Annotated in this window: 19 protein-coding genes; 7 read left to right on the top strand and 12 right to left on the bottom strand. The window is 62.6% G+C overall.

Annotated elements, in window-relative coordinates; genetic code table 11:
• Positions 1-18: 18 nt before the first annotated feature.
• From LAN37_00840 to LAN37_00830, 3 genes are all read right to left on the bottom strand, one after another.
• Positions 19-735, bottom strand: coding sequence for a Crp/Fnr family transcriptional regulator (locus LAN37_00840; protein ID MBZ5645750.1), 717 nt, complete (start codon positions 733-735; stop codon positions 19-21).
• A gap of 74 nt (positions 736-809) precedes the next feature.
• Positions 810-989 carry a hypothetical protein gene (locus LAN37_00835; protein ID MBZ5645749.1) on the bottom strand — a complete coding sequence of 60 codons (180 nt, stop codon included), beginning with the start codon at positions 987-989 and terminating at the stop codon, positions 810-812.
• 49 nt (positions 990-1,038) lie between these two features.
• Positions 1,039-1,293 (bottom strand): hypothetical protein, encoded by a 255-nt coding sequence (locus LAN37_00830; protein MBZ5645748.1) that lies wholly within the window; start codon positions 1,291-1,293, stop codon positions 1,039-1,041.
• A gap of 186 nt (positions 1,294-1,479) precedes the next feature.
• Here LAN37_00830 and LAN37_00825 point away from each other — a divergent pair, with 186 nt between their 5' ends.
• Positions 1,480-2,187 carry a response regulator gene (locus tag LAN37_00825; protein MBZ5645747.1) on the top strand — a complete coding sequence of 236 codons (708 nt, stop codon included), beginning with the start codon at positions 1,480-1,482 and terminating at the stop codon, positions 2,185-2,187.
• Between the two features lie 43 nt (positions 2,188-2,230).
• Here LAN37_00825 and galT read toward each other — a convergent pair whose 3' ends face one another.
• Entirely contained in the window at positions 2,231-3,292 is a 1,062-nt protein-coding gene (galT, locus tag LAN37_00820) for a galactose-1-phosphate uridylyltransferase (protein MBZ5645746.1), read from the bottom strand.
• A 38-nt stretch (positions 3,293-3,330) separates the two neighbouring features.
• Positions 3,331-3,780: a YraN family protein gene (locus LAN37_00815; GenBank protein MBZ5645745.1), complete on the bottom strand. Its 450-nt coding sequence runs from the start codon at positions 3,778-3,780 to the stop codon at positions 3,331-3,333.
• Positions 3,781-4,160: 380 nt separating this feature from the next.
• On the opposite strand from LAN37_00815, the gene LAN37_00810 reads away from it, so the two are divergent.
• Positions 4,161-4,751: a DinB family protein gene (locus LAN37_00810; GenBank protein MBZ5645744.1), complete on the top strand. Its 591-nt coding sequence runs from the start codon at positions 4,161-4,163 to the stop codon at positions 4,749-4,751.
• A gap of 245 nt (positions 4,752-4,996) precedes the next feature.
• On the opposite strand, the gene LAN37_00805 is transcribed toward LAN37_00810, so the two are convergent.
• Positions 4,997-5,398 (bottom strand): GIY-YIG nuclease family protein, encoded by a 402-nt coding sequence (locus LAN37_00805; GenBank protein MBZ5645743.1) that lies wholly within the window; start codon positions 5,396-5,398, stop codon positions 4,997-4,999.
• 467 nt (positions 5,399-5,865) lie between these two features.
• On the opposite strand from LAN37_00805, the gene LAN37_00800 reads away from it, so the two are divergent.
• Both LAN37_00800 and LAN37_00795 read left to right on the top strand, forming a co-directional pair.
• The gene (locus LAN37_00800) at positions 5,866-6,429 is read left to right on the top strand and encodes an HNH endonuclease (GenBank protein MBZ5645742.1); all 564 of its coding nucleotides are present in this window, start codon (positions 5,866-5,868) and stop codon (positions 6,427-6,429) included.
• Positions 6,430-7,030: 601 nt separating this feature from the next.
• Complete coding sequence (locus tag LAN37_00795; protein MBZ5645741.1) at positions 7,031-7,579, top strand: hypothetical protein; 549 nt, start codon at positions 7,031-7,033, stop codon at positions 7,577-7,579.
• A gap of 3 nt (positions 7,580-7,582) precedes the next feature.
• On the opposite strand, the gene LAN37_00790 is transcribed toward LAN37_00795, so the two are convergent.
• The 4 genes from LAN37_00790 to LAN37_00775 all read right to left on the bottom strand — a co-directional run bounded on the left by LAN37_00790 (position 7,583) and on the right by LAN37_00775 (position 12,740).
• A complete protein-coding gene (locus LAN37_00790) occupies positions 7,583-8,977 on the bottom strand; it encodes an IgA Peptidase M64 (protein MBZ5645740.1) in 1,395 nt (464 codons plus the stop codon).
• A gap of 343 nt (positions 8,978-9,320) precedes the next feature.
• Complete coding sequence (locus LAN37_00785) at positions 9,321-10,085, bottom strand: FKBP-type peptidyl-prolyl cis-trans isomerase (protein ID MBZ5645739.1); 765 nt, start codon at positions 10,083-10,085, stop codon at positions 9,321-9,323.
• 210 nt (positions 10,086-10,295) lie between these two features.
• Positions 10,296-11,189, bottom strand: a complete 894-nt coding sequence (locus LAN37_00780) for a DMT family transporter (protein MBZ5645738.1) — start codon at positions 11,187-11,189, stop codon at positions 10,296-10,298.
• A gap of 204 nt (positions 11,190-11,393) precedes the next feature.
• The gene (locus LAN37_00775) at positions 11,394-12,740 is read right to left on the bottom strand and encodes an acetyl ornithine aminotransferase family protein (GenBank protein MBZ5645737.1); all 1,347 of its coding nucleotides are present in this window, start codon (positions 12,738-12,740) and stop codon (positions 11,394-11,396) included.
• A gap of 353 nt (positions 12,741-13,093) precedes the next feature.
• Between LAN37_00775 and LAN37_00770 the strand changes: the two genes are divergently transcribed.
• Entirely contained in the window at positions 13,094-14,062 is a 969-nt protein-coding gene (locus LAN37_00770; protein ID MBZ5645736.1) for an EamA family transporter, read from the top strand.
• Here the strand turns inward: LAN37_00770 and LAN37_00765 are convergent.
• On the bottom strand, positions 14,059-15,147 hold the full coding sequence (locus tag LAN37_00765; GenBank protein ID MBZ5645735.1) for a DUF2252 domain-containing protein: 1,089 nt from the start codon (positions 15,145-15,147) through the stop codon (positions 14,059-14,061). The genes LAN37_00770 and LAN37_00765 overlap by 4 nt on opposite strands.
• A gap of 80 nt (positions 15,148-15,227) precedes the next feature.
• Here LAN37_00765 and LAN37_00760 point away from each other — a divergent pair, with 80 nt between their 5' ends.
• Entirely contained in the window at positions 15,228-15,713 is a 486-nt protein-coding gene (locus LAN37_00760) for a MarR family transcriptional regulator (GenBank protein MBZ5645734.1), read from the top strand.
• A 10-nt stretch (positions 15,714-15,723) separates the two neighbouring features.
• Entirely contained in the window at positions 15,724-16,503 is a 780-nt protein-coding gene (gene arsM, locus LAN37_00755) for an arsenite methyltransferase (GenBank protein MBZ5645733.1), read from the top strand.
• 211 nt (positions 16,504-16,714) lie between these two features.
• Here arsM and cysS read toward each other — a convergent pair whose 3' ends face one another.
• On the bottom strand, positions 16,715-18,202 hold the full coding sequence (cysS, locus tag LAN37_00750; protein ID MBZ5645732.1) for a cysteine--tRNA ligase: 1,488 nt from the start codon (positions 18,200-18,202) through the stop codon (positions 16,715-16,717).
• Positions 18,203-18,232 lie beyond the last annotated feature (30 nt).

The following is an 18,232-nucleotide window of genomic DNA, read 5'->3' as shown; positions in this document are numbered from 1 at the left end:
CGCGGGGAGACCGCAGTTTCAGGGATTGATGAGGGTTTCCAGGGCCTGCCGGTTGCGGATGACCAGCGTCGAGCCCTTCAGCTGGATGATCTGGCGCTTCTTGAAATCGGCGAACAGGCGGGTGACGGTCTCGCGCGAAGTGCCGATCATTTGCGCGATCTCCTCGTGGGTGAGGGCCAGCTTCATCCGTCCCGGCTGCTTGGCGTCGCCGTTCTTCTCCGACCATTCCAGCAGCAGCTTGGCCAGCTTCTCGGCGGCCGAGTGGGAGAGGCCCAGGGAGCGGATCTCGTGGCAGGCGGTGTTGTATTTTTCGCTGAGCTGTTCGGCGACGCGCAGCGTGACTTCGTTGTGGTCGCGCAAATAGCGCAGGAAATCCTCCCGCTTGACGAAGTTCACCTGGCAGGGATCGAGGGTCTCGGCGGTGAGCTCATAGGGCTTGCCGGAAACCGTAGCGCTGAGCCCCAGCACTTCGCCGGGCTCGGCGATCTTCAGGATCAGCGTCTTGCCGTCGCTGGAGCAGATGGAGAGCTTGGTCCGGCCCTTGCACAGGATGAACACCCCGCGCGGCGCCTGCCCTTCGACAAAAAGAACCGCGCCCTTGGGGTACGCGGTGGAATACTTGATGGCTTCCAGGTCCTTGACCGCCACCGGCGACAGATTACAGAACAGCCGATCTTCCCGCAGCTTGCAGGTCAGGCAGCTCTCGATGATCTCGAGACCGTATGGTGACAGCACAGTTGTGGACCCTAGCAGGAATATACCATTTCCGCACCATTTCGGGAATCGAGGCGGTTCCTGGGCGAGTCTGCCTAATCGGACTTGTGCATCTCAATGGTGTGCAGGTGGACGATGAGCCCGGTCTCGGGGTTCATCTCGGCGGTGATCTTGTAGGTGTCCAGTTTCGAGACGTATCCCTGCTGTTCGAGTTCGAGGACTTTCTTGTGAAAGCCGTCGGCGTCCCACTCCCGCACTAGCTTGATGTCGGACATGAAGACGCCTCGAGTCTAGTCGCTAAGCGCGGATAGGGAAAGCCTGGGGCTAGTAGTCGGGATGGGGCGCTTGGGCCACAGCGCGTCGTGGCTCACGGCGATCGGGCGCCATGGACGGCGTTCCGTGGTGCAGAAAGATGAATTCCTGGAGGTGCTGGTAAAGCGAACCCAGGTGGCGGGCCAGCTCCCAGCGGCGCACGCGCGCCATCTCGGGCGTCACCACCAGCCCAGCACGCTCTAACTCCTCCTGTACGGACCGCAACTCTTCCGCCACGCGGGCGATCTTGCGATTGAGCTCGTCCATGACCCACCTCACAGTCCGTGCCCGATGCCCGCAAGGTAGCGCGGTCTCGCGGGCGGCGAAAGATAACGGTGGTCATCGCGGAACAAGTAACGGAAGTAACGCCGGCGGTTCTCGGGCGGCTGCTCGTCACACGCGTCTGTGAGCGCTTTCCTTTCCGCGCCGGCCTCGGGGCCCTGTAATGGGATCGTGAAGCTGGACGCACTCCTTCTCTGCCGCGATCCGGTGGCAGTGCAGACCCTGTGCCACGCGCTCGGGAGCATCGGCGTCTCCGTCGAGATCTTCGCCGGCCCCGAGCAGGCGCTGGCACAGGCGAAGCGGAAGAAGTTCGACACCGTGATCGTCGATTGCGACGACGTGGACGGCGGCCCCGGCCTGCTCAAGGCGCTGCACGACGGCGCCTCCAGCAAGCGCTCCATCGCCATCGCCATCCTGAATCGCGTGACCTCGATGCACGACGCTTTCGCCTTGGGTGCGCACTTCGTCCTGGAGAAGCCGATCGCTCCGGACCGGGCGTTACGCAGCTTCCGCGCCGCTAAGGGATTGATGCTCGCGGAGCGCCGCCGCTACTTCCGCCAGCCCATGCAAACCACCGTCTTCCTCAGTTTCGGAGCGGTGAAGGACCTGCGCGCGGCCAGCAGCAACGTGAGCGAGGGCGGAATGTGCTTGAAGCTCGCGGAACCTCTCCGTCCCAGCACGGTGGTGGACGTGCGCTTCGAGCTTCCCGGCAAGGGCGAGATCAAAGCCGAGGCGGAGGTCGCCTGGGGCGACTCCGACGGGCGCTGCGGCCTGCGCTTCCGGGCCATCCCGCTGGCGGACCGGCATCGATTAGGGGATTGGCTGACCGCGGAAGCGGAGAAGGCCGGCGTCAACCCCGCCCTGGCGCTCTGCGCTTAGTGACAGATTTCCCGCTTCCTTTTAGCTTCTCACTTCTGACGTTCTACGCGTGCACCGGCTGCTGCGCTGGCGGCGGCGGACCCGACTGGCTCACGTCGGCCTCGCGCAGGAACCGCGCCGCTTCCTCCGGCGGCGTCGGATTGATGTAGAAACCCGTGCCCCACTCGAATCCCGCCGTCTTGGTCAGCTTCGGCATGAATTCGATATGCCAGTGGTAGTGGTCGCTGGAGGGGTCCTGCACCGGCGAAGTGTGGATGACCATGTTGTAGGCGGGGTTGTCGAGTACGCGGTCGGCTTTCAGCAAAAGCAGCTTCACGGCTTTCGCCAGCGATTCGTACACGTGCGTGGGCGAATTCTCGAAGCTGGACTCGTGCCGCTTGGGCAGGATCCAGGTCTCGAAGGGGAAGCGCGGAGCGTAAGGCTCCAGGGTCACGAAGTCACTGTTCTCCGCCACCACCCGGAGCGGGTTCTCCAGCTCCTGGCGGATGATGTCGCAGAAGACGCAGCGCTCCTTGTACACGTAGTACTGCTTGGAGCCTTCCAGTTCTTCGATCACCTGCTTGGGCAGAATCGGCAGAGCGATGAGCTGCGAGTGCGGGTGTTCCAGCGACGCTCCCGCGGGCTCGCCGTGGTTCTTGAAGATCAGGATGTACTTGAAGCGCTTGTCCTGCTTGAGATCCAGGATGCGGTCGCGGAAAGCCCAGAAGACGTCTTCCACCCGCTTGTCGGGGATGGTGGCCAGGGTCTTCTCGTGCTCCGGGGTCTCGATGATGACCTCGTGCGCGCCGATGCCGTTCATCTTGTCGAACATGCCCTCGGCCTGGCGGTTCAGGCCGCCTTCGATCCCCAACGCGGGGAACTTGTTGGGCACCACCCGCAGGTTCCACCCCGGGCTGTCGCGCTCCGGCGGCGGGCCTGCGCCGTTCTTGTTGGGACGATAGGCCAGGACTTCCGGCGGCGTCTTCGACTCGTTGCCGTAACAGAAGGGGCAGAAGCCGCCCTTCAGCTTCATTGCTTCGCGGGAGAAATCGGTGGGGCGTTTGGCGCGATCGGTGGAAATGATCACCCAACGGCCCGTGATGGGATCTTTACGTAGTTCGGGCAATTCTCGGGGGTTCCTTTCGGAAGAAAGCTCTCAGTATCTTACGACAGCGGGAAGCAATTCTTAAAGAGGGCAAATTGAGGAAGTTTCCCACCGTCGCCCAAGTAATAGATGCTGAGGATATCAAATCGGTGGGCCGGATGCTGCGGCAAACGCCGCAAGTACTCGCGGGCGACGGCCGAGAGGTCGTGGCGCTTCTCCTGGTCCACGGCCGCTTCCGCCGGCTTGACGTCCATCGTGGTGCGAGTCTTCACTTCGACGAAGCAGAGAGTATCGCCGTCGTAACCGATGAGGTCGAGCTCGCCCTTACGCCGCGGCGAGCGCCAGTTCCGCGCCACCATCACGTAGCCCTGCCGGCGCAGGTAGAAATAGGCGTCCTCTTCGCCGCGACGGCCGGTCTGAAGGTGCTCGGCGCGCTTCGATTTCGGCAGCAGCGCGCGGTTCACGCGATCGAGCGCGCGGAGGGCAGCGTGAGTGAGCCTGCCGGACATGGGCTGAGGATAGGCATATTCGGAGGGGAAATGCAGTGACGTGCAGGCAGTCTTTATTTACCGCAGAGATCGCAGAGAGCGCAGAGGAATTCTTTTTCACCACCGAGGCACAGAGAAGATTCTAGAGAGTTTCACCACGGAGGACTCTGAGGACGCGGAGGAATCAATGGGCACCGCGGCTGAAGCCAGTTCGATCTAGCGGCTATTAAACCCCGGCCTCCTTCGGCTCGGCTCAGGACAGGTTCCGGCCGGGGCTTCCACCGGAGGCAGGGATTCCACCGATTTGACCGCAGAGATCGCAGAGTGCGCGGAGATTACCCGCGCCTTGATTTGACTTCGTTGCCACGCTCGTGGACACTCCCGTCACCAGGAGGTGGGGGATGAAGCGCTTGTGGGCTGTGATGTTGTTATGCGTGGCTGCCGGGAACCTGGCGGCGCAGGTGAATCCGTACGCGGACCCGACGCCCGGCGTCACCGGCTACCGGGGCGAGGTGCTGGCGGAAGTCCGCATCCAGGAGAACAAATTCGTACGTTTGGCGGAGGCGATCCCAGCGGAAAAGTACACCTGGCGCCCGGCGCCGGATGTGCGCTCCATCGCCGAAGTTTTCCTCCATGTCGCGGCCGCCAGTTACAACCTGCCGAAACTGATCGGCACGCCGCCGCCCGCCGGATTCGACGCGAAGGGCTTCGACAAATCGACCACCGACAAGCAGAAGATCGTCGCCACGCTGAAAGACGCCTTCGCGCACGAATGCAAGGCCATCATGGCCATGCCTGACGCGGACCTGGAGAAGTCGCTGGATTGGTTCGGCGGCAAGAATACCGAGCGAGGCATACTGCTCTTTATCATGCGCCACACGGCGGAGCACCTGGGACAGGCGATCGCCTATGCGAGGTCCGTGGGAGTGATCCCTCCGTGGACCGGCGACTTCCAGCGCGAACCGGCGCCGCCGCCCGCAAAGCCGAAGTAGCTGCGTCGGAAAGATTTCACCGCCGAGATCGCAGAGGATGCGGAGGGGATTCATTGACCGCGGATCAACGCGGATGAGAGCGGATTTTGCTTACCCACCCTTTCGCTGGCGCGAAAAGGGTGGGGCACCCTCAGGTTCCGTAAGGCGTGGGCCACCCGCCCGATGTTTGGACCTGGAACCCTTAAGCGCTGTCATCCTGAGGGCCTTTACGCCCGAAGGACCTCGGAGCCGTAGCAACTCACGACTCAGTTGACCGGTTTCTCCCCGGACCCCGCCCCCGCCGGATTTCGCCTCGCAAACTGCTTCTTCATCTGTTCATCCGAGAGCTTGCGATACCACCCCTCCGCCAGGTCCTTCCACTTCGAGTTGGTTTCTTCGATCAATGCGATCTTCTTCGCGCGCGTCCACCCCTTCAGCACTTTCTCGCGATCGATTGCATTGCGCACATCGTCGAACGATTCGAAATGCACGAGCGTGTGAACTTTGTACTTGCTGGTGAATCCCTCGATCTCGTGGGTTTTGTGCTGCCACACGCGCTTTGCCAGGCTGTTCGTCACGCCGATATAAAGCACACGGTTCTTGCTGGCCATGATGTACACGTAGAAGCATCTCTGCTGGTCCGGTCTACGATTCTGCGAGTCCCACATGGTCCGAGGTCCTTCGGGGCTAGAGCCCCTCAGGATGACATTTGTAATAGGTGCTGCTCGTGGATGTCTGTGACGTAACACATGGGGTCGGCTGCCTTGAGCCGGCAGCTATACTAGGGGCAATGGCACGCAACAAGAAGGCACAACGGACGCGGAGTACCACTCCGAACCTCATCACTCGTTGGGGTGAGAAGATCGGGTGGGGCAGACGTGTCAAAGCGGTTTGTAAGCCGTGCTGGGAAATCAAGTACTGTCCTTATGGACCGCTAATTGAGGAATTCCCGTTGCACAGCGAACGCGACGAAAGGAGTTGCCGGATATTTGGGCACGATTGTCCGGTTTTCTATGTAGCGGAACCATTTACAGAAACGAAGGAACTCAGAAACATTAGTAGGACAATCCCGCGAGTGACCCAGTTCAGGGTCTTGAAACGCGAGAACCAGATCTGTTGTGTGTGCAAGTCCGCCGTGTCAGATCCTGACGTCGAGTTCGATCACGTCATTCCATGGTCTAAGGGTGGACCGTCGGACGAGTGGAATATTCGCCTGCTGTGCCGCAAGTGTAACCGAAGGAAACGCGCTAACTTTGAAGATGAGTTTCTGATCAGCAACCTTGGTGACCACCTTGCGGAACCAATGGGCGTTGAACTTATTCGTTGGCTGCTCATGGTAGTCGCGGGGGGCAGAGAAATCGAAGCTCGCGAGGGACGGCCGCCCACAGCAGAGGATTATGGTCGAGCATACAACCGGGGTCGTACAGAAGGCCCCGAAGAGATGGCTGCCTACCAGTACGTCACGATCCGGGAGTTCTTTCAAAATGCTCGGCCCACAGACCTTCCGAGTTCCGTCTTCAAAGCGTTGGCGCTCAGATGGGGTGCTGTCGATGGCAACTTGTACACGCTCAAGTGGGTTTCAAAGAAGACGTCAATAGACTTACCAGCTTTGATAGACGCAGAGCGGGACCTGGTGCGCCGGGTCGGATACGTTGTCAAATCCAACAGCGGGACGATGAAGCAGTGGACCCGCGCTTAGAGGTTGCGACACTCGCGAACGCGACTAGGTCCCGATGAAGGCACTCGGCATGGTAAGTGCGGAGAAATCTGGCGCGGCTCCAGATTGTGTACAGCGAATGGCGACGCGAAATATTGGCTCTAAGAATTGTCAAGCCCCCTGGCGTTCGGTTTTGGCCGGAACTCGTTGATCGCGTTCAAGATATAGTTTTGTGGAAATCGTCGGAGTCACCCCATCCGATCTGCCATACTGGAAGTAGAGCAGTTGGCAGTGGGCAGTGGGCAGTTGCCAGTTGCCAGTGGAAAACCTGTCAAGACCCCCAAGATCTGGATTCCTGCGCAACTGTTTGGAAACATTCGAGAAATAAACATCTGGAGCGTGGTACTTTCACCCCCTGCAATTTGCTACTCTGGAAATAAAGGGGAAAAGCAGTAGCTAGTGGCTAGTCGTTAGCGAAACGGGATGTCAGCACTCACCCGCTAGTCATCGTGATAATCCTCAGTGGCTGAAGCCGGTGTGGGTGGGGGCCCGTGAACGCGGGCCTGAAGGCCCGCACTACCTCTTTTTTTTCCAGACGCCTTTCTTCCAGACGCCTTGAGGGGCGTCTCTACCGAGAAAAGACATGAAAAAGCGTAAACGTGCGCCGGCGCGGGTGTGTCCTCGTCTGCGCCATCGCAAGACCAAGGGCGAATGGGCGGAGCTGGTGTTCATGGCCAAGGCGATGAGCCTGGGGTTCACGGTGTGCCGTCCGTATGGCGACAACCATCGGTTCGACTTCCTGGTGTTTGCGCCAGGGAGCAGAGTCAGCCGGGTGCAGGTGAAGTCGTCGTGGGGGAAAACAGACAACATGTACCGGTTCAAGGCCAGCGGGTCGAGGAGACATCGGTACCGGAAGGGCGAGGTGGATTTCATCGTTGTGTACGTCGTGCCGGAGGATGCGTGGTACGTGATCCCGAGGCGGAAGGCGTCGCGGTACGACGTGGGGTACGTGATGCCGCACATCCGCAACAGTCACGCGCAGTGGGAAAAGTACAGGGATGCGTGGGACCTGATGCGAGGGTGCGTCCCGGGATATGGGATCGAGTTGCAGGCGTGCGCGGACCCGGCGTATTCGACCGCAGAGATCGCAGAGGAATTCTTTTTCAGTGCGGCTGAAGCCGGTTCGATCTAGCGGCTATTGAACCGTGTACATGGCGATCACGCGCTCGATGGCGCGGCGGCAGACGGCGCAGAACCGGTCGTACCGTGTGAACATGATGCAATCTTCCTGCGGGCGGTAGTAGCCCTTGGCCTCATACATCGCGCCTTCGAAGGCGCCCACCTTGGCGGCGTATTTGTCCGCGGCGAATAATTCATTCTCGTTCTTGCGCTCGTCGCGGAAGAGCGCGTCCATCTCCGACTCGGGGCGGTTGTCGGCGCGGAGCTGGCGGCGGCGCTTCTGGATGTCGCGCGCCAGGGCTTCGAATGAGGTCTTGTTCCAGGGCGTGGGCAGAGGCGTGCCGGGCTCGACCAGGTCGCGCCATTTCAAATCCTTGGCATCGAGCAGGGCGGTGATGTTCGGCTCCCAAGGCTCGATCTTTTCGGTGGCGGGGCCGTAGGCGACGTCGGAGGTGTAGTACTCGTCGCCCAGGCCGGCGAAGTGGTGACCGAACTCGTGCACGAAGACGTAGGGGGAGTTGGCGTTGTCGGCGGCGACCGTGCTGTACTGGCCGAAGATGCCGCCTCCGCCGTAGATCTTGTCGTTGACCAGGATCTCGACGAACTCGTAGGGAGCGAACTGGGCCACGTCGCGGAGATCGCGGTTGTCGAAGGTGAGGACGTAGCGCTCGGAGCCAAAGGCGTCGTAGGTGGCGCCCAGCGGCGAGCGCTTGTGGACGCCGGAGGAGGGGCGCGAGATGCCCGACTCCGCCGCCGGCGGGCACAGCCCCCACACGTTGAAATCCTGGCGGTGCTCTTTGTACGGCGAGGTGGAGAAAAGGATTTCCATCAGGCGGCGGGCGTCCTTCTCGAACTTGGGCAGCTCGGCGGCGGTGTAGCCGTCGCCCAGGATGAGGAAGTCCACCTTGACGGCAGGATCGCCCGACTGCTGCAGAGCGATCACCTTCCCCGGCGGCGCCGGCGTGGAGCGGTCGATGAACTTGTCCCGAGGATCGATGTTGATGGACCAGACCTCGCGGAAGGCGTTCTGCGCGTCGCGCTTCTTCAAGATCACCTGGACGGGAGCGTCCGGCATGGGAAAGCGCAGCGACTCGGAGAAGGTGCGGTTGAGCGCTTTGGCTTCGTCGGTGGTCTCCCACTCGCCGAATACGGAGGCGAATCCGCGCGAGTAGAGGATGCGGTTGGTGGCGCGGTCTCGCACCTCGAAGCAGTACTTCCCGAGGTTGGAATCGTCGAGGTTCTTGCTGGGATTTCCCGGCCAGGGCAGCGGCTCCAGCACCACGCGGTCCAGGCTGTACATCTCGGTGGTTGCGTTGCCGGAGTGGTAGTAGTCGAGGCGCATGGTGCGCGGAGCGGCCAACGCCACCAAGGACGAGAAAAGAATGAGGGCGAGAAATAGCTTTCGCGTCATGCGAGAGATTGTACGCGGGGGAAGAACGATTTCACCACGGAGGACGGGGAGGAATTGTCTCCTACCGCGGCTAAAGCCGTTTCTCTTCTAAACGTCATAAACCCCGGCCTAAAGGCAGGGGCTTCCACCAAAGATTCACCACAAAGGACACGAAGGAAGACACGAAGGAAGACCCGCGGCTAAAGCCGTTTCTCTTCAGCACGCTGTGAACCCACGCCTGAAGGCGTGGGCTTCCACGGTGATCCGAAACAATCACAAATCACAAATCCGAAGGCCGGGGCTTTCACCATGATTCGGAACAATCACAAATTACAAATCACCGATCGCAAATTCGAAGCGTCCGCTACTGGATCTTGATCAGTTCCACGTCGAACACGAGCATCCCGTACGGCGCCTGCTTGCCCTGATATGCGAGCCTCTCGGGAATCCAGAAGCGCGTTTTCTGACCTTCGACCATCAGCTGCACGCCTTCGGTCCACCCGGGAATGACTTGATTGAGCGGGAAGGTCGCCGGCGCGCCGCGGGTGACGGAGCTGTCGAACATCTTCCCGTCGATCGTCCAGCCGGTGTAGTGCACTGTGACCTGGTCGCTGGCCTTGGGGTGGCGTCCACCCGTGCCCGGCTGGAGCACCTTGTAGGCGAGGCCGCTGGCGGTCCGCTTCGCATCGGGCGGAGGCGCTTTGACGTCGGCGGGTGCGCGGGTCGGCATCTCGATGAGCGTCACGTCAAACACCAGCATCCCCGCCGGTTTCCCCTGCTGGCCTTTGTAGGCGAGCGACTCGGGGATCCACAGGCGGCGCGTCTCCCCCGCGACCATCAGCTGAACGCCTTCGCTGAAGCCGGGGATCACGCGGGCGACGGGAAAGGTCGCGGGCTTGCCGCGGGTGACCGAGCTGTCGAACATTTTCCCGTCGGTCGTCCAACCGGTGTAATCGATGGTGACGAGATCGTCTTTGGCGGGGTGATCTTTGCCGGCGCCGGGCTTCAGAACTTTGGTCGCAAGGCCGGACGCCGTTTTCGCGGCGTCTGCCGGCGGCGCGGCGACATCGGAGGGAGCGGGAAGCGACGGAGGCGGTGTCTGAGCCGAAACCGCCGCCACTGTGAGCATGAGCAGGATGGTGAAGAGAAGACGCATCCCGCTATTGTACCTGTGAGGTCATGCACGCCGAAATTCACCGCTTCCCGCCCGTGACTTCCGATGCCACCGGGGCTAATGCCGTTTCTTTATGGCGCCATTGTGAACCCACGCCTGAAGGCGTGGGCTTCCACGGTGACTCGAAACGATCACCAATCACCAACCACCAATCACCAATGAGTGTCAGTCGCCTTCCGCGACCACGACGTTTGAGAGCTTCTGCTTGGCGCGGGTATTGACCAGCAGCACGCCGGCGAGGGCGACTCCGCCACCCGCGAGTGAAATCATGTGGGGGATCTCGCCCAGCCAGATCCAGGCGATGAAGATGGCAATCACCGGAATGGTGTACAGGTAACTGGCGGCGTTGGAAGCGGGGACGCGAGCCAGGGCGTATCCCCATCCCAGATAGGCGATGGCGCCGGGGAAGACGCCGATGTAGATCACCGCGAGGGTGGCATTCAGGGGCGCGTGCGCGATCGCCTGGGGGAGACCGCCGGCCAGCGGCAGCAGAAACAGCGTCCCCGCCCAGATCAGGTGGCAGGAAAACTCCGCGGGCGAATAGCGCGCCACGTATTTCTTCTGCAACACCACCGAGATCCCAGTGGCCAGGGCGCACGAGAGCACCAGCCAGGCGCCGGAACTGAAGCGCAGGCCACCGCCTTCGCCCAGAGCGATCAGGCCGACGCCGCAGAAAGACAGAAAGATGCCCATCCACGCCCGCAGGCGCAGGCGTTCGCCGGTGAAGAAATGCGCGATGAGCGTGGAGAAGATGGGCGCCGAGGCTACGAGCATGCTGGAGGCCCCAGCGCTCACCGTCTGCTCGCCGATGTTCAGCGCGACGTGATACCAGGTGATGCTGATGAACCCCGTCACCAGGATGAAAGAGATGTCCGTGCGCTTGGGCAGCGCAGTGCGCGCGATCAGGGCGTAGATGGCCATCGTCGCGGAGGCGACCAGAAAGCGCAGGACCGCGAGGTGCTCCGGTGAGTAACCGGTCAGCCCGGCGCGGATCCCGGCGAAGCCAGAGGCCCACAGGACCATGGCGCCGATCAGCGCGCTGGCAAAACGGAGTTTCATAAAGAAGTACCCAGTACTCGGTACTCAGTACCCAGTCAATAACAGATGAGCCGATTACAGATTTCAAATTCCAGATTGCAGAGTGACATGCGGCGACTCTAAATAATCTGAAATCAAGAATCTAAAATCTGAGATCTGCAATCGAAAAAGCGGGCCAGCATGTGCGCTGGCCCGTGGTTGTAGGGACGCTGGAGCGGCCGTGCTTTACTTGGCCTTGCCGCTCTCCACCAGAGAGATGCACTCCTCGAGGACGTCGAGCGCGATGTCGGCCTGCTCCGCGGTGACGATGAGCGGCGGCGACATGCGGATGGAGTTCTCGCCGGCGCCCAGGAACAGGATGCCGCGCGCGAACGCCAGCTCGACGATGCGGTCGCGCTCGTCCTTGGCGATGCCCTTAGACTCGTGGTCGGTGACGATCTCGACGCCGATCATCAGGCCCAGGCCGCGGACGTCGCCCACCATGCGGTGCTTCTTCGGCCAGTCCTTGATGCGCTGCATGATATGGCGGCCCACCTTCTCCGAGTTCTTCACGCCTTCGTGTTCCAGCACGTCCAGGGTGGCCAAGGCTGCCGCGATGCAGACCGGGTTGCCGCCGAAGGTGGAGGCGTGCGAGCCGGGAATCCAGTCCATGATCTCGGCGCGGGTCAGGGTGACGCCGAGCGGCATGCCGGAGGCGATGCCCTTGGCGATGGTGATGATGTCAGGCTCGACTCCGGTGTGCTCGACGGCCCACCACTTGCCGGTGCGGCCGCAGCCGGACTGCACTTCGTCGCACACCAGCAGGATGCCGTGCTTGTCGCAGATGCGGCGCAGCTCCTGCATGAACGCAGGCGGTGCGGGCAGGTATCCGCCCTCGCCCTGGAAGGGCTCGACAAAGATGGCCGCCACTTCCTCGGGCGGCACGCTGGTCTTAAAGACCTTGTCCTCGAGGAAGCGGGCACAGCCCACGGCGTACTCGGTCGCGTCGGTCCCTGCGGGACGGCGATAGAGGTTGGGAAATGGGATGTGGGTGACGCCGGGCATAAGAGGGGCGAAGCGGCGGCGCTGCTGCGGCTTGGAGGAGGTCAGCGACAGCGCCCCCATGGTGCGTCCGTGGAACGCGCCGTAGAAGGCTATGATGTGCTGCCGTTTGGTGTGGTAGCGCGCCAGTTTCAGCGCGGCCTCGATGGCCTCCGCGCCCGAGTTGCCGTAGTACACCTTGTGCGGCCCCTTCATGGGCGCGATTTTGGAGAGCCGCTCGGCCAGCGTGATCATGCTCTCGTAGTAGAAATCGGTGCCCGACATGTGGATCAGCTCGCCGGCCTGTTTCTGGATGGCGGCGACCACCTCGGGATGGCAGTGACCGGTCGAGGTCACGGCGATGCCGGCGGAGAAATCGAAGAACTCGTTGCCGTCCACGTCCTCGATCACCACGCCGCGGCCGCGCTTGGCGACCAGCGGGTAGGAACGGGTGTAGGAGGGCGAGATCCATTTCTCGTCGCCCTTGAGCACGCGCTGGGCGTTCGGCCCCGGCAGCTTGGTGACGATCTTCGGTCCTGCGGGACGGGTCATAGTCTCGGTAGCCATGGCAAACCTCTCTTCCAAAGTTCGGATCGCGTGTGCACGCAGCAAAATGCGCGACGGCAGGCGATGCGTTGGTCGGAAACGCCTTGAGCAGAAGAGAGGAGTGGCTAGTCGCCGGCGAAGAGGTTGGGCCGGGCCGTGGAAGGACAATGGAAGCGATCGAACGTCATGACGCCAACTCCTGACGCCATTATAGCGGACTGGATTCGTCCGCGTAACCCCTGGGAAGGGTACGGAAGTACGCAGTACTCGGTACTCAGTACGCAGTGTTGAGGGGGAGCGGGAAGAATTTCGAATCACCGATAAAGCCCATTACGTCTGATAGGGTTAGGAACAAACCCATGACCGCCGAGCAGCGCCAGCACCGGTTCCGCGTCGCCTTCGCCTTCGCGCTGGTATACGTGTTCTGGGGCTCGACCTACCTGGCGATCCGCATCTCCGTCGAGTCCTTCCCCCCGTACATGATGGGGACGCTGCGGTTTACGGCGGCAGGGCTGATCATGCTGACGGTCTGTGCGCTGCAAGGGAAGAAGGTCGCGATCGGCGCGCGCGACTTTGTGAAGCTGAGCGTGATCGGGATCCTGCTGCTGAGCATCGCGAACGTGCTGCTGGGCTGGGCGGAGCTGTACGTGCCGACCGGTCTGGCGGCGTTGATCGTGGCGGTCGTCCCCCTGTGGTTCCTGGTGATCGACACCTGGGTGATGAAGGGCGACCACCTCTCGCGGCGCGGATTGGTGGGCATCGCGCTGGGCATCGCCGGGCTGGTGGTCCTGCTGTGGCCGAAGCTGGTGGCGGCGCGGGCGGGACTGGGCAAGATGCAGCTCCTCGCCGGCCTCACGCTGGTGTGCACCTCGGGCGTCTGGGCGCTGGGATCGACACTGTCCCGGCGCTGGACGGTGGGCGTCGGCGTGTACGCCGCGACCGGGTGGGAGATGCTGATCGCAGGCGTAGTCAACTTCCTGGGAGCGCTGGCACTGGGGGATGTTCCCAAGTCGCACTGGACCGCCAGCGGACTGGGAGCCATCGTGTACCTGGTGATCTTCGGCTCGCTGGTCGGGTACACGGCTTACATCTGGCTGCTGGACCACGTGCCGACAGGGAAGGTCGCGACCTACGCCTACGTCAACCCGGTGGTGGCCGTGTTCCTGGGCTGGCTGATCCTGCACGAGAAGATCGACGTGTTCATCGTGGCCGGATCCGTGGTGATCATCGCAGCGGTCGCGCTGGTGACCAGCGCCAAGGTGCGCCCGCGCGCGGGTGCGCCGGAGCGCGAGCCGGAATTGCCCGCGTGCGAAGCGGGCGCTGACTAGGCGTCCTTCTTCCCGTATTCCTTCCGCCAGCGCTCCCAATCCTTGTGAACAGCGGCCGCCATGGAGTGGGCGGCTTCCCGCAGCCACCGGCTCTTCCGCTTGCCGAGGTCGGCCCGGACAGATTTGACGCTGCCCCGGGTGCCGAGGTGGATGTTGGCGGTCTCCCAGCCCATGGCGGAGAGGAGGCGCAGCTCGTCGCGGCGCGCGGGCAGCGACGACAGCTCGATCTTGGAGCAGTGGGGCGCAAGGCGGCGCACGATCCAGTTGCCGCGGAGTTGCACGAACGGGTCGGGGCACCGTACGGCCTGCGTGATGATGGCCTGATAAAGGATCTCAGTCTCCTTGCCTTCGCCGGTCCAGAAGCAGGCCGAAGGCACGAGCGCCTTGGCCTCGCGGGCCACGCGCCCCCCGCGCCAGGTGGCCAGGGCCACGTAGCGCTGCCGCCCCAGACTGCCCAGTCCGGCCACGCGGTGTGCGACCTCGTACTTGATGCCGCGCTCGGGCAGCATCGACTCCAGCGCCTCGCGCGCGCTGGCCGGCAAGTGGTTGCAACGCTTCAAGGCCTCCATCTTCTTCCAGAAGCGGACGGGGTTGCGCAATTCGCTCATGGCGATGTCTCGCAGCCAGGTGTCCTGCTCCTCCAGGACGAAAGGCTTGCCGCCCGCGTTCATGGAAGCGGCATAGCCTTCCAGGATGGCGTCGCAGGCGCCCGCCGGATTGACGGCCAGGTTGCGGTCGTGGATGGCGAGGATGGCGCTGGCCGCCAGGCGCACGAGATCCACGGTGTAGGGCAGGGGATAGGCCTCGTCGAAATCGTTGACGCCCCAGACCAGGCGGCCGTCGATGTCGCGCCAGGTGCCGAAGTTCTCGACGTGCAGGTCGCCGATGGCCAGCACCTGGGGCGCCCGCTTCAGGTCGGGGCAGATGCCCGGCCACAACTGCATCCAGCGGTAGAAGGTGGCGCGCAGGAAGGGGAAGGGGCCCGCGGCCATGCGCTCGTGCTTGTGCTGGACGTCTTCCTTCAACAAGTGGGTGTGTTGGGAGAGCCAGCTCTGGTAGCGCTTGGTCGCTTTGAAGACGTTCATGGAGGGAACGATTGTAAGCGAGGGGGGAGGGGCAAATAATTTGATTGACACATGCAAATACTTCTGCCTATGATGTTGCCATGACGAGAAACACTGACCTTCACGGATGGTGTGACGAACTGGAGCGGCTGACCGTGCTGCTGGGCCGGGTGGGCCCGGACGAGATCTGTTGCGAAGGGCTGACGGCGCGGCAGTGCTCCATCCTGCGCATGCTGGTGCGGCAGGAGGGCGCGCGCCTCTCCGACCTGGCACAGGCGGCCGAGATCAGCCCCAGCGCCATGACCCGCGTGCTGGAGCGGCTGGAGAAGCTGGGGCTGGTGCAGCGCGTGCGCGGAGGGCAGAGAGACGGGCGCGCCTCCATCGTCAAGATCACCGGCGAGGGCCGCAAGGTGCGGCAGCGCATCGACCGCCTGATGCAGGAGCGCACCGGCGCCATCGTCAACGCCATTCCCGAAGACTCACGGCAAAAACTGTTCGACGGCTTACGCATGCTGAACGCGTGCATCGAGCGCGGCGGCTGCTGCGGATTCGCCGCAGCCCAAACCGAAGCGGAACGAAACAGATAGGAGAACGACCATGGAAAAAGATGCCATCCTCGATGCGGTACAGCAGAAGTACGGTTCCATCGCGCGCGGCGAGCAGTCGGGCTGCGGGTGCGGCACGGCGAACACGGCGATAGCCATCGGCTACAGCCCAGAAGAAGTCGCGCTGGGCGAAGGCGCGAACCTCGGTCTGGGATGCGGCAATCCGCTGGCGCTGGCCGAAGTGAAGCCCGGAATGACGGTGCTCGACCTGGGAGCGGGCGCCGGATTCGACGCCTTCCTGGCATGGCGGGTGGTGGGGCCGACCGGCCGCGTGATAGGCGTGGACATGACCGACGACATGCTGGCACGCGCCCGCGCCAACGCCGAAAAGGTGGGCGCGACCAACGTCGAGTTCCGCAAAGGGTTCATCGAGAAGTTGCCGGTGGAGGATGCCTCAGTGGATTTCATCATCAGCAACTGCGTCATCAATCTGAGTCCCGACAAGCCCGCGGTCTTCCGCGAGATGGCGCGCGTGCTGAAGCCGGGCGGGCGCTTCGCGGTGAGCGACATCGTGCTGCTGAAGCAACTGCCGGAGTCGATCGCGCGCGACGTCGCCGCCTACGTCGGCTGCATCTCCGGCGCGAGTCTGATCGGCGATTACATCCGCTACGCACTCGAGGCGGGGCTGAGCGATCTTCAGGTCAAGGAAGTGAAATGGGGCGTGAAACTGGCGCAAGTGCTCATGCCGGGGGGCATTCCCGCTTCCTGCTGTGGTGGGGCGACGGAAGCCGCCGAGGCGATCGCCTCCATCAAGCTGCACGGAAGTAAGTGAAGCCGCGCAAGCCAGACAAAATCAATGCAACTGTCATCCTGAGCGAGGGCGAAGGCCCGAGCGAAAGGACCCCCGACGGGCTCGCAGTCACGAGAGTGCCGGGTCGGCACTTCGGAGCGAATCCATGCGCGCTGACGTCGCGGGTTGCAGCATTCGCGGGGTCCTTCACTCGGCGCGTAAAGCGCCTCGTTCAGGATGACAGACCTGAAAACTATTTTCTCTTCCAGCGTGCGCCGTCCTTGGTGATCTCGACGATGATGCCCTGCTGGTTGAGCTGGGCGCGAAGGACGTCCGAGCGGGCGAAGTCCTTCGTTTTGCGCGCTTCCTGCATTTCGGCGACGAGCTTGTCCACCTCGCCATCGGAGAGGGCGTCGGGCTTGACCGCGTCGAGGAATTCCTTGCGGGCCTGGCCGAGCTGGCCTTCGGACTTCGCCCACTCGTAGACCGCGCGCATCTTCTCCGCGTCGTCGTCGCGCAGCACGCCGAAGATCTGATCGAATCGATCGAGGGCGCCCAGGAGCGGCGCGACATCGTCCTTCTTCAGGCCGCCCGCATCGGCGGCGGCGTTCGCGTCGCGGACCATGTCGAAGATCGCCGCCTGCGCACGCGCGGTGTTCAGGTCGTCTTCCATGCCGGCGCGCATCTCGGAGACGGTCTTCTCCGCCAACTCCTTCATCCTGGGATTCGAGCCGGAGTCGAAGGATGCAGTCTCCAGGCGGATCTTGAAATTGCGCAGCCGCTCGACCGAACTGGCCGCCTGCTTGAGCCCGTCGAAGGTGAAGTTGAGCTGGTTGCGATAGGGCACCGAGGTGAGCAGAAAGCGAATGGAAGACGGCTTCTGCCCCATCAGGATGAGGTCGCGCAGAGTGTGAAAGTTGCCCAGCGATTTCGACATCTTGTCGCTCTCGATGAGCAGGAAGCGCACGTGCATCCAGAAGCGCGCGAAGGTCTTGCCGGTCAGCGCCTCGGACTGGGCGATCTCGTTCTCGTGGTGGGGAAAGATCAGGTCTTCGCCGCCGGCGTGCAGGTCGAAGGTCTCGCCCAGGTACTTCATGGCCATGACGGAGCACTCGATGTGCCAGCCGGGCCGGCCGGAGCCGATCTCGGTCTCCCACTTGGCTTCGCCCGGCTTGGGCGCCTTCCAGACGGCGAAGTCGCGGGCTTCTTCCTTGTCGAAGCGGTCGGAGTCCACGCGCGCGCCGTCGATGTTCTTGGCAAAATCCTTCTTCGACAGCTTGCCGTACTGCGGGAATCTCGAGATCCGGAAATAGTACGAGCCCTCGTCGGTGCGGTAAGCGAGGTCCTTCTCCGCCAACTGGGCGATGAAATGGGCCATGTCGGGGATGTGCTCGGTGGCGCGGATGACGATCTCCGGCCGCTCGATGTTCAGGAACTGAGAATCTTCTAAGAATGCCTTCTCATACTTCTCCGTGTACTGGGGCACGGTGAGCCCGAGTTTGGCGGCGTTGGCGATGATGCGGTCGTCCACGTCAGTGATGTTCATGACGTGACGCAGCTTGAAACCGCTCTGGCGCAGAAAGCGGCGCAGCAGGTCGATGGCGACGAAGGTCCGGAAATTGCCGATGTGGGCGAAGTCGTACACCGTCGGGCCGCAGGCGTACATGCGGACCAGGTTGTCCTCCGACGGCCGGAACTCCTCGACTTTGCCGGAGAGCGTATTGAATAAGTGCAGGGGCATTCGTTCCCGACGCGGTGCGGAATCTCGATT

This window comes from Terriglobia bacterium (genome assembly GCA_020073495.1).
In the GTDB taxonomy this organism is placed as follows: Bacteria; Acidobacteriota; Terriglobia; order Terriglobales; family Acidobacteriaceae; genus JAIQFD01.
The sequence above is the reverse complement of the archived record's forward strand: the minus strand, read 5'-3'. Positions and strand labels throughout refer to the sequence as shown.

Coding starts and splice junctions, on each gene's coding strand:
- LAN37_00785 (MBZ5645739.1), bottom strand. CDS start 10,085: ATGCTCACAGTGGCGGCGGTTTCGGCTCAGACACCGCCTCCGTCGCTT.
- LAN37_00795 (MBZ5645741.1), top strand. CDS start 7,031: ATGAAAAAGCGTAAACGTGCGCCGGCGCGGGTGTGTCCTCGTCTGCGC.
- LAN37_00835 (MBZ5645749.1), bottom strand. CDS start 989: ATGTCCGACATCAAGCTAGTGCGGGAGTGGGACGCCGACGGCTTTCAC.
- LAN37_00790 (MBZ5645740.1), bottom strand. CDS start 8,977: ATGACGCGAAAGCTATTTCTCGCCCTCATTCTTTTCTCGTCCTTGGTG.
- LAN37_00760 (MBZ5645734.1), top strand. CDS start 15,228: ATGACGAGAAACACTGACCTTCACGGATGGTGTGACGAACTGGAGCGG.
- LAN37_00805 (MBZ5645743.1), bottom strand. CDS start 5,398: ATGTGGGACTCGCAGAATCGTAGACCGGACCAGCAGAGATGCTTCTAC.
- cysS (MBZ5645732.1), bottom strand. CDS start 18,202: ATGCCCCTGCACTTATTCAATACGCTCTCCGGCAAAGTCGAGGAGTTC.
- LAN37_00830 (MBZ5645748.1), bottom strand. CDS start 1,293: ATGGACGAGCTCAATCGCAAGATCGCCCGCGTGGCGGAAGAGTTGCGG.
- LAN37_00770 (MBZ5645736.1), top strand. CDS start 13,094: ATGACCGCCGAGCAGCGCCAGCACCGGTTCCGCGTCGCCTTCGCCTTC.
- LAN37_00765 (MBZ5645735.1), bottom strand. CDS start 15,147: ATGAACGTCTTCAAAGCGACCAAGCGCTACCAGAGCTGGCTCTCCCAA.
- LAN37_00775 (MBZ5645737.1), bottom strand. CDS start 12,740: ATGACCCGTCCCGCAGGACCGAAGATCGTCACCAAGCTGCCGGGGCCG.
- LAN37_00780 (MBZ5645738.1), bottom strand. CDS start 11,189: ATGAAACTCCGTTTTGCCAGCGCGCTGATCGGCGCCATGGTCCTGTGG.
- LAN37_00810 (MBZ5645744.1), top strand. CDS start 4,161: ATGAAGCGCTTGTGGGCTGTGATGTTGTTATGCGTGGCTGCCGGGAAC.
- LAN37_00815 (MBZ5645745.1), bottom strand. CDS start 3,780: ATGTCCGGCAGGCTCACTCACGCTGCCCTCCGCGCGCTCGATCGCGTG.
- arsM (MBZ5645733.1), top strand. CDS start 15,724: ATGGAAAAAGATGCCATCCTCGATGCGGTACAGCAGAAGTACGGTTCC.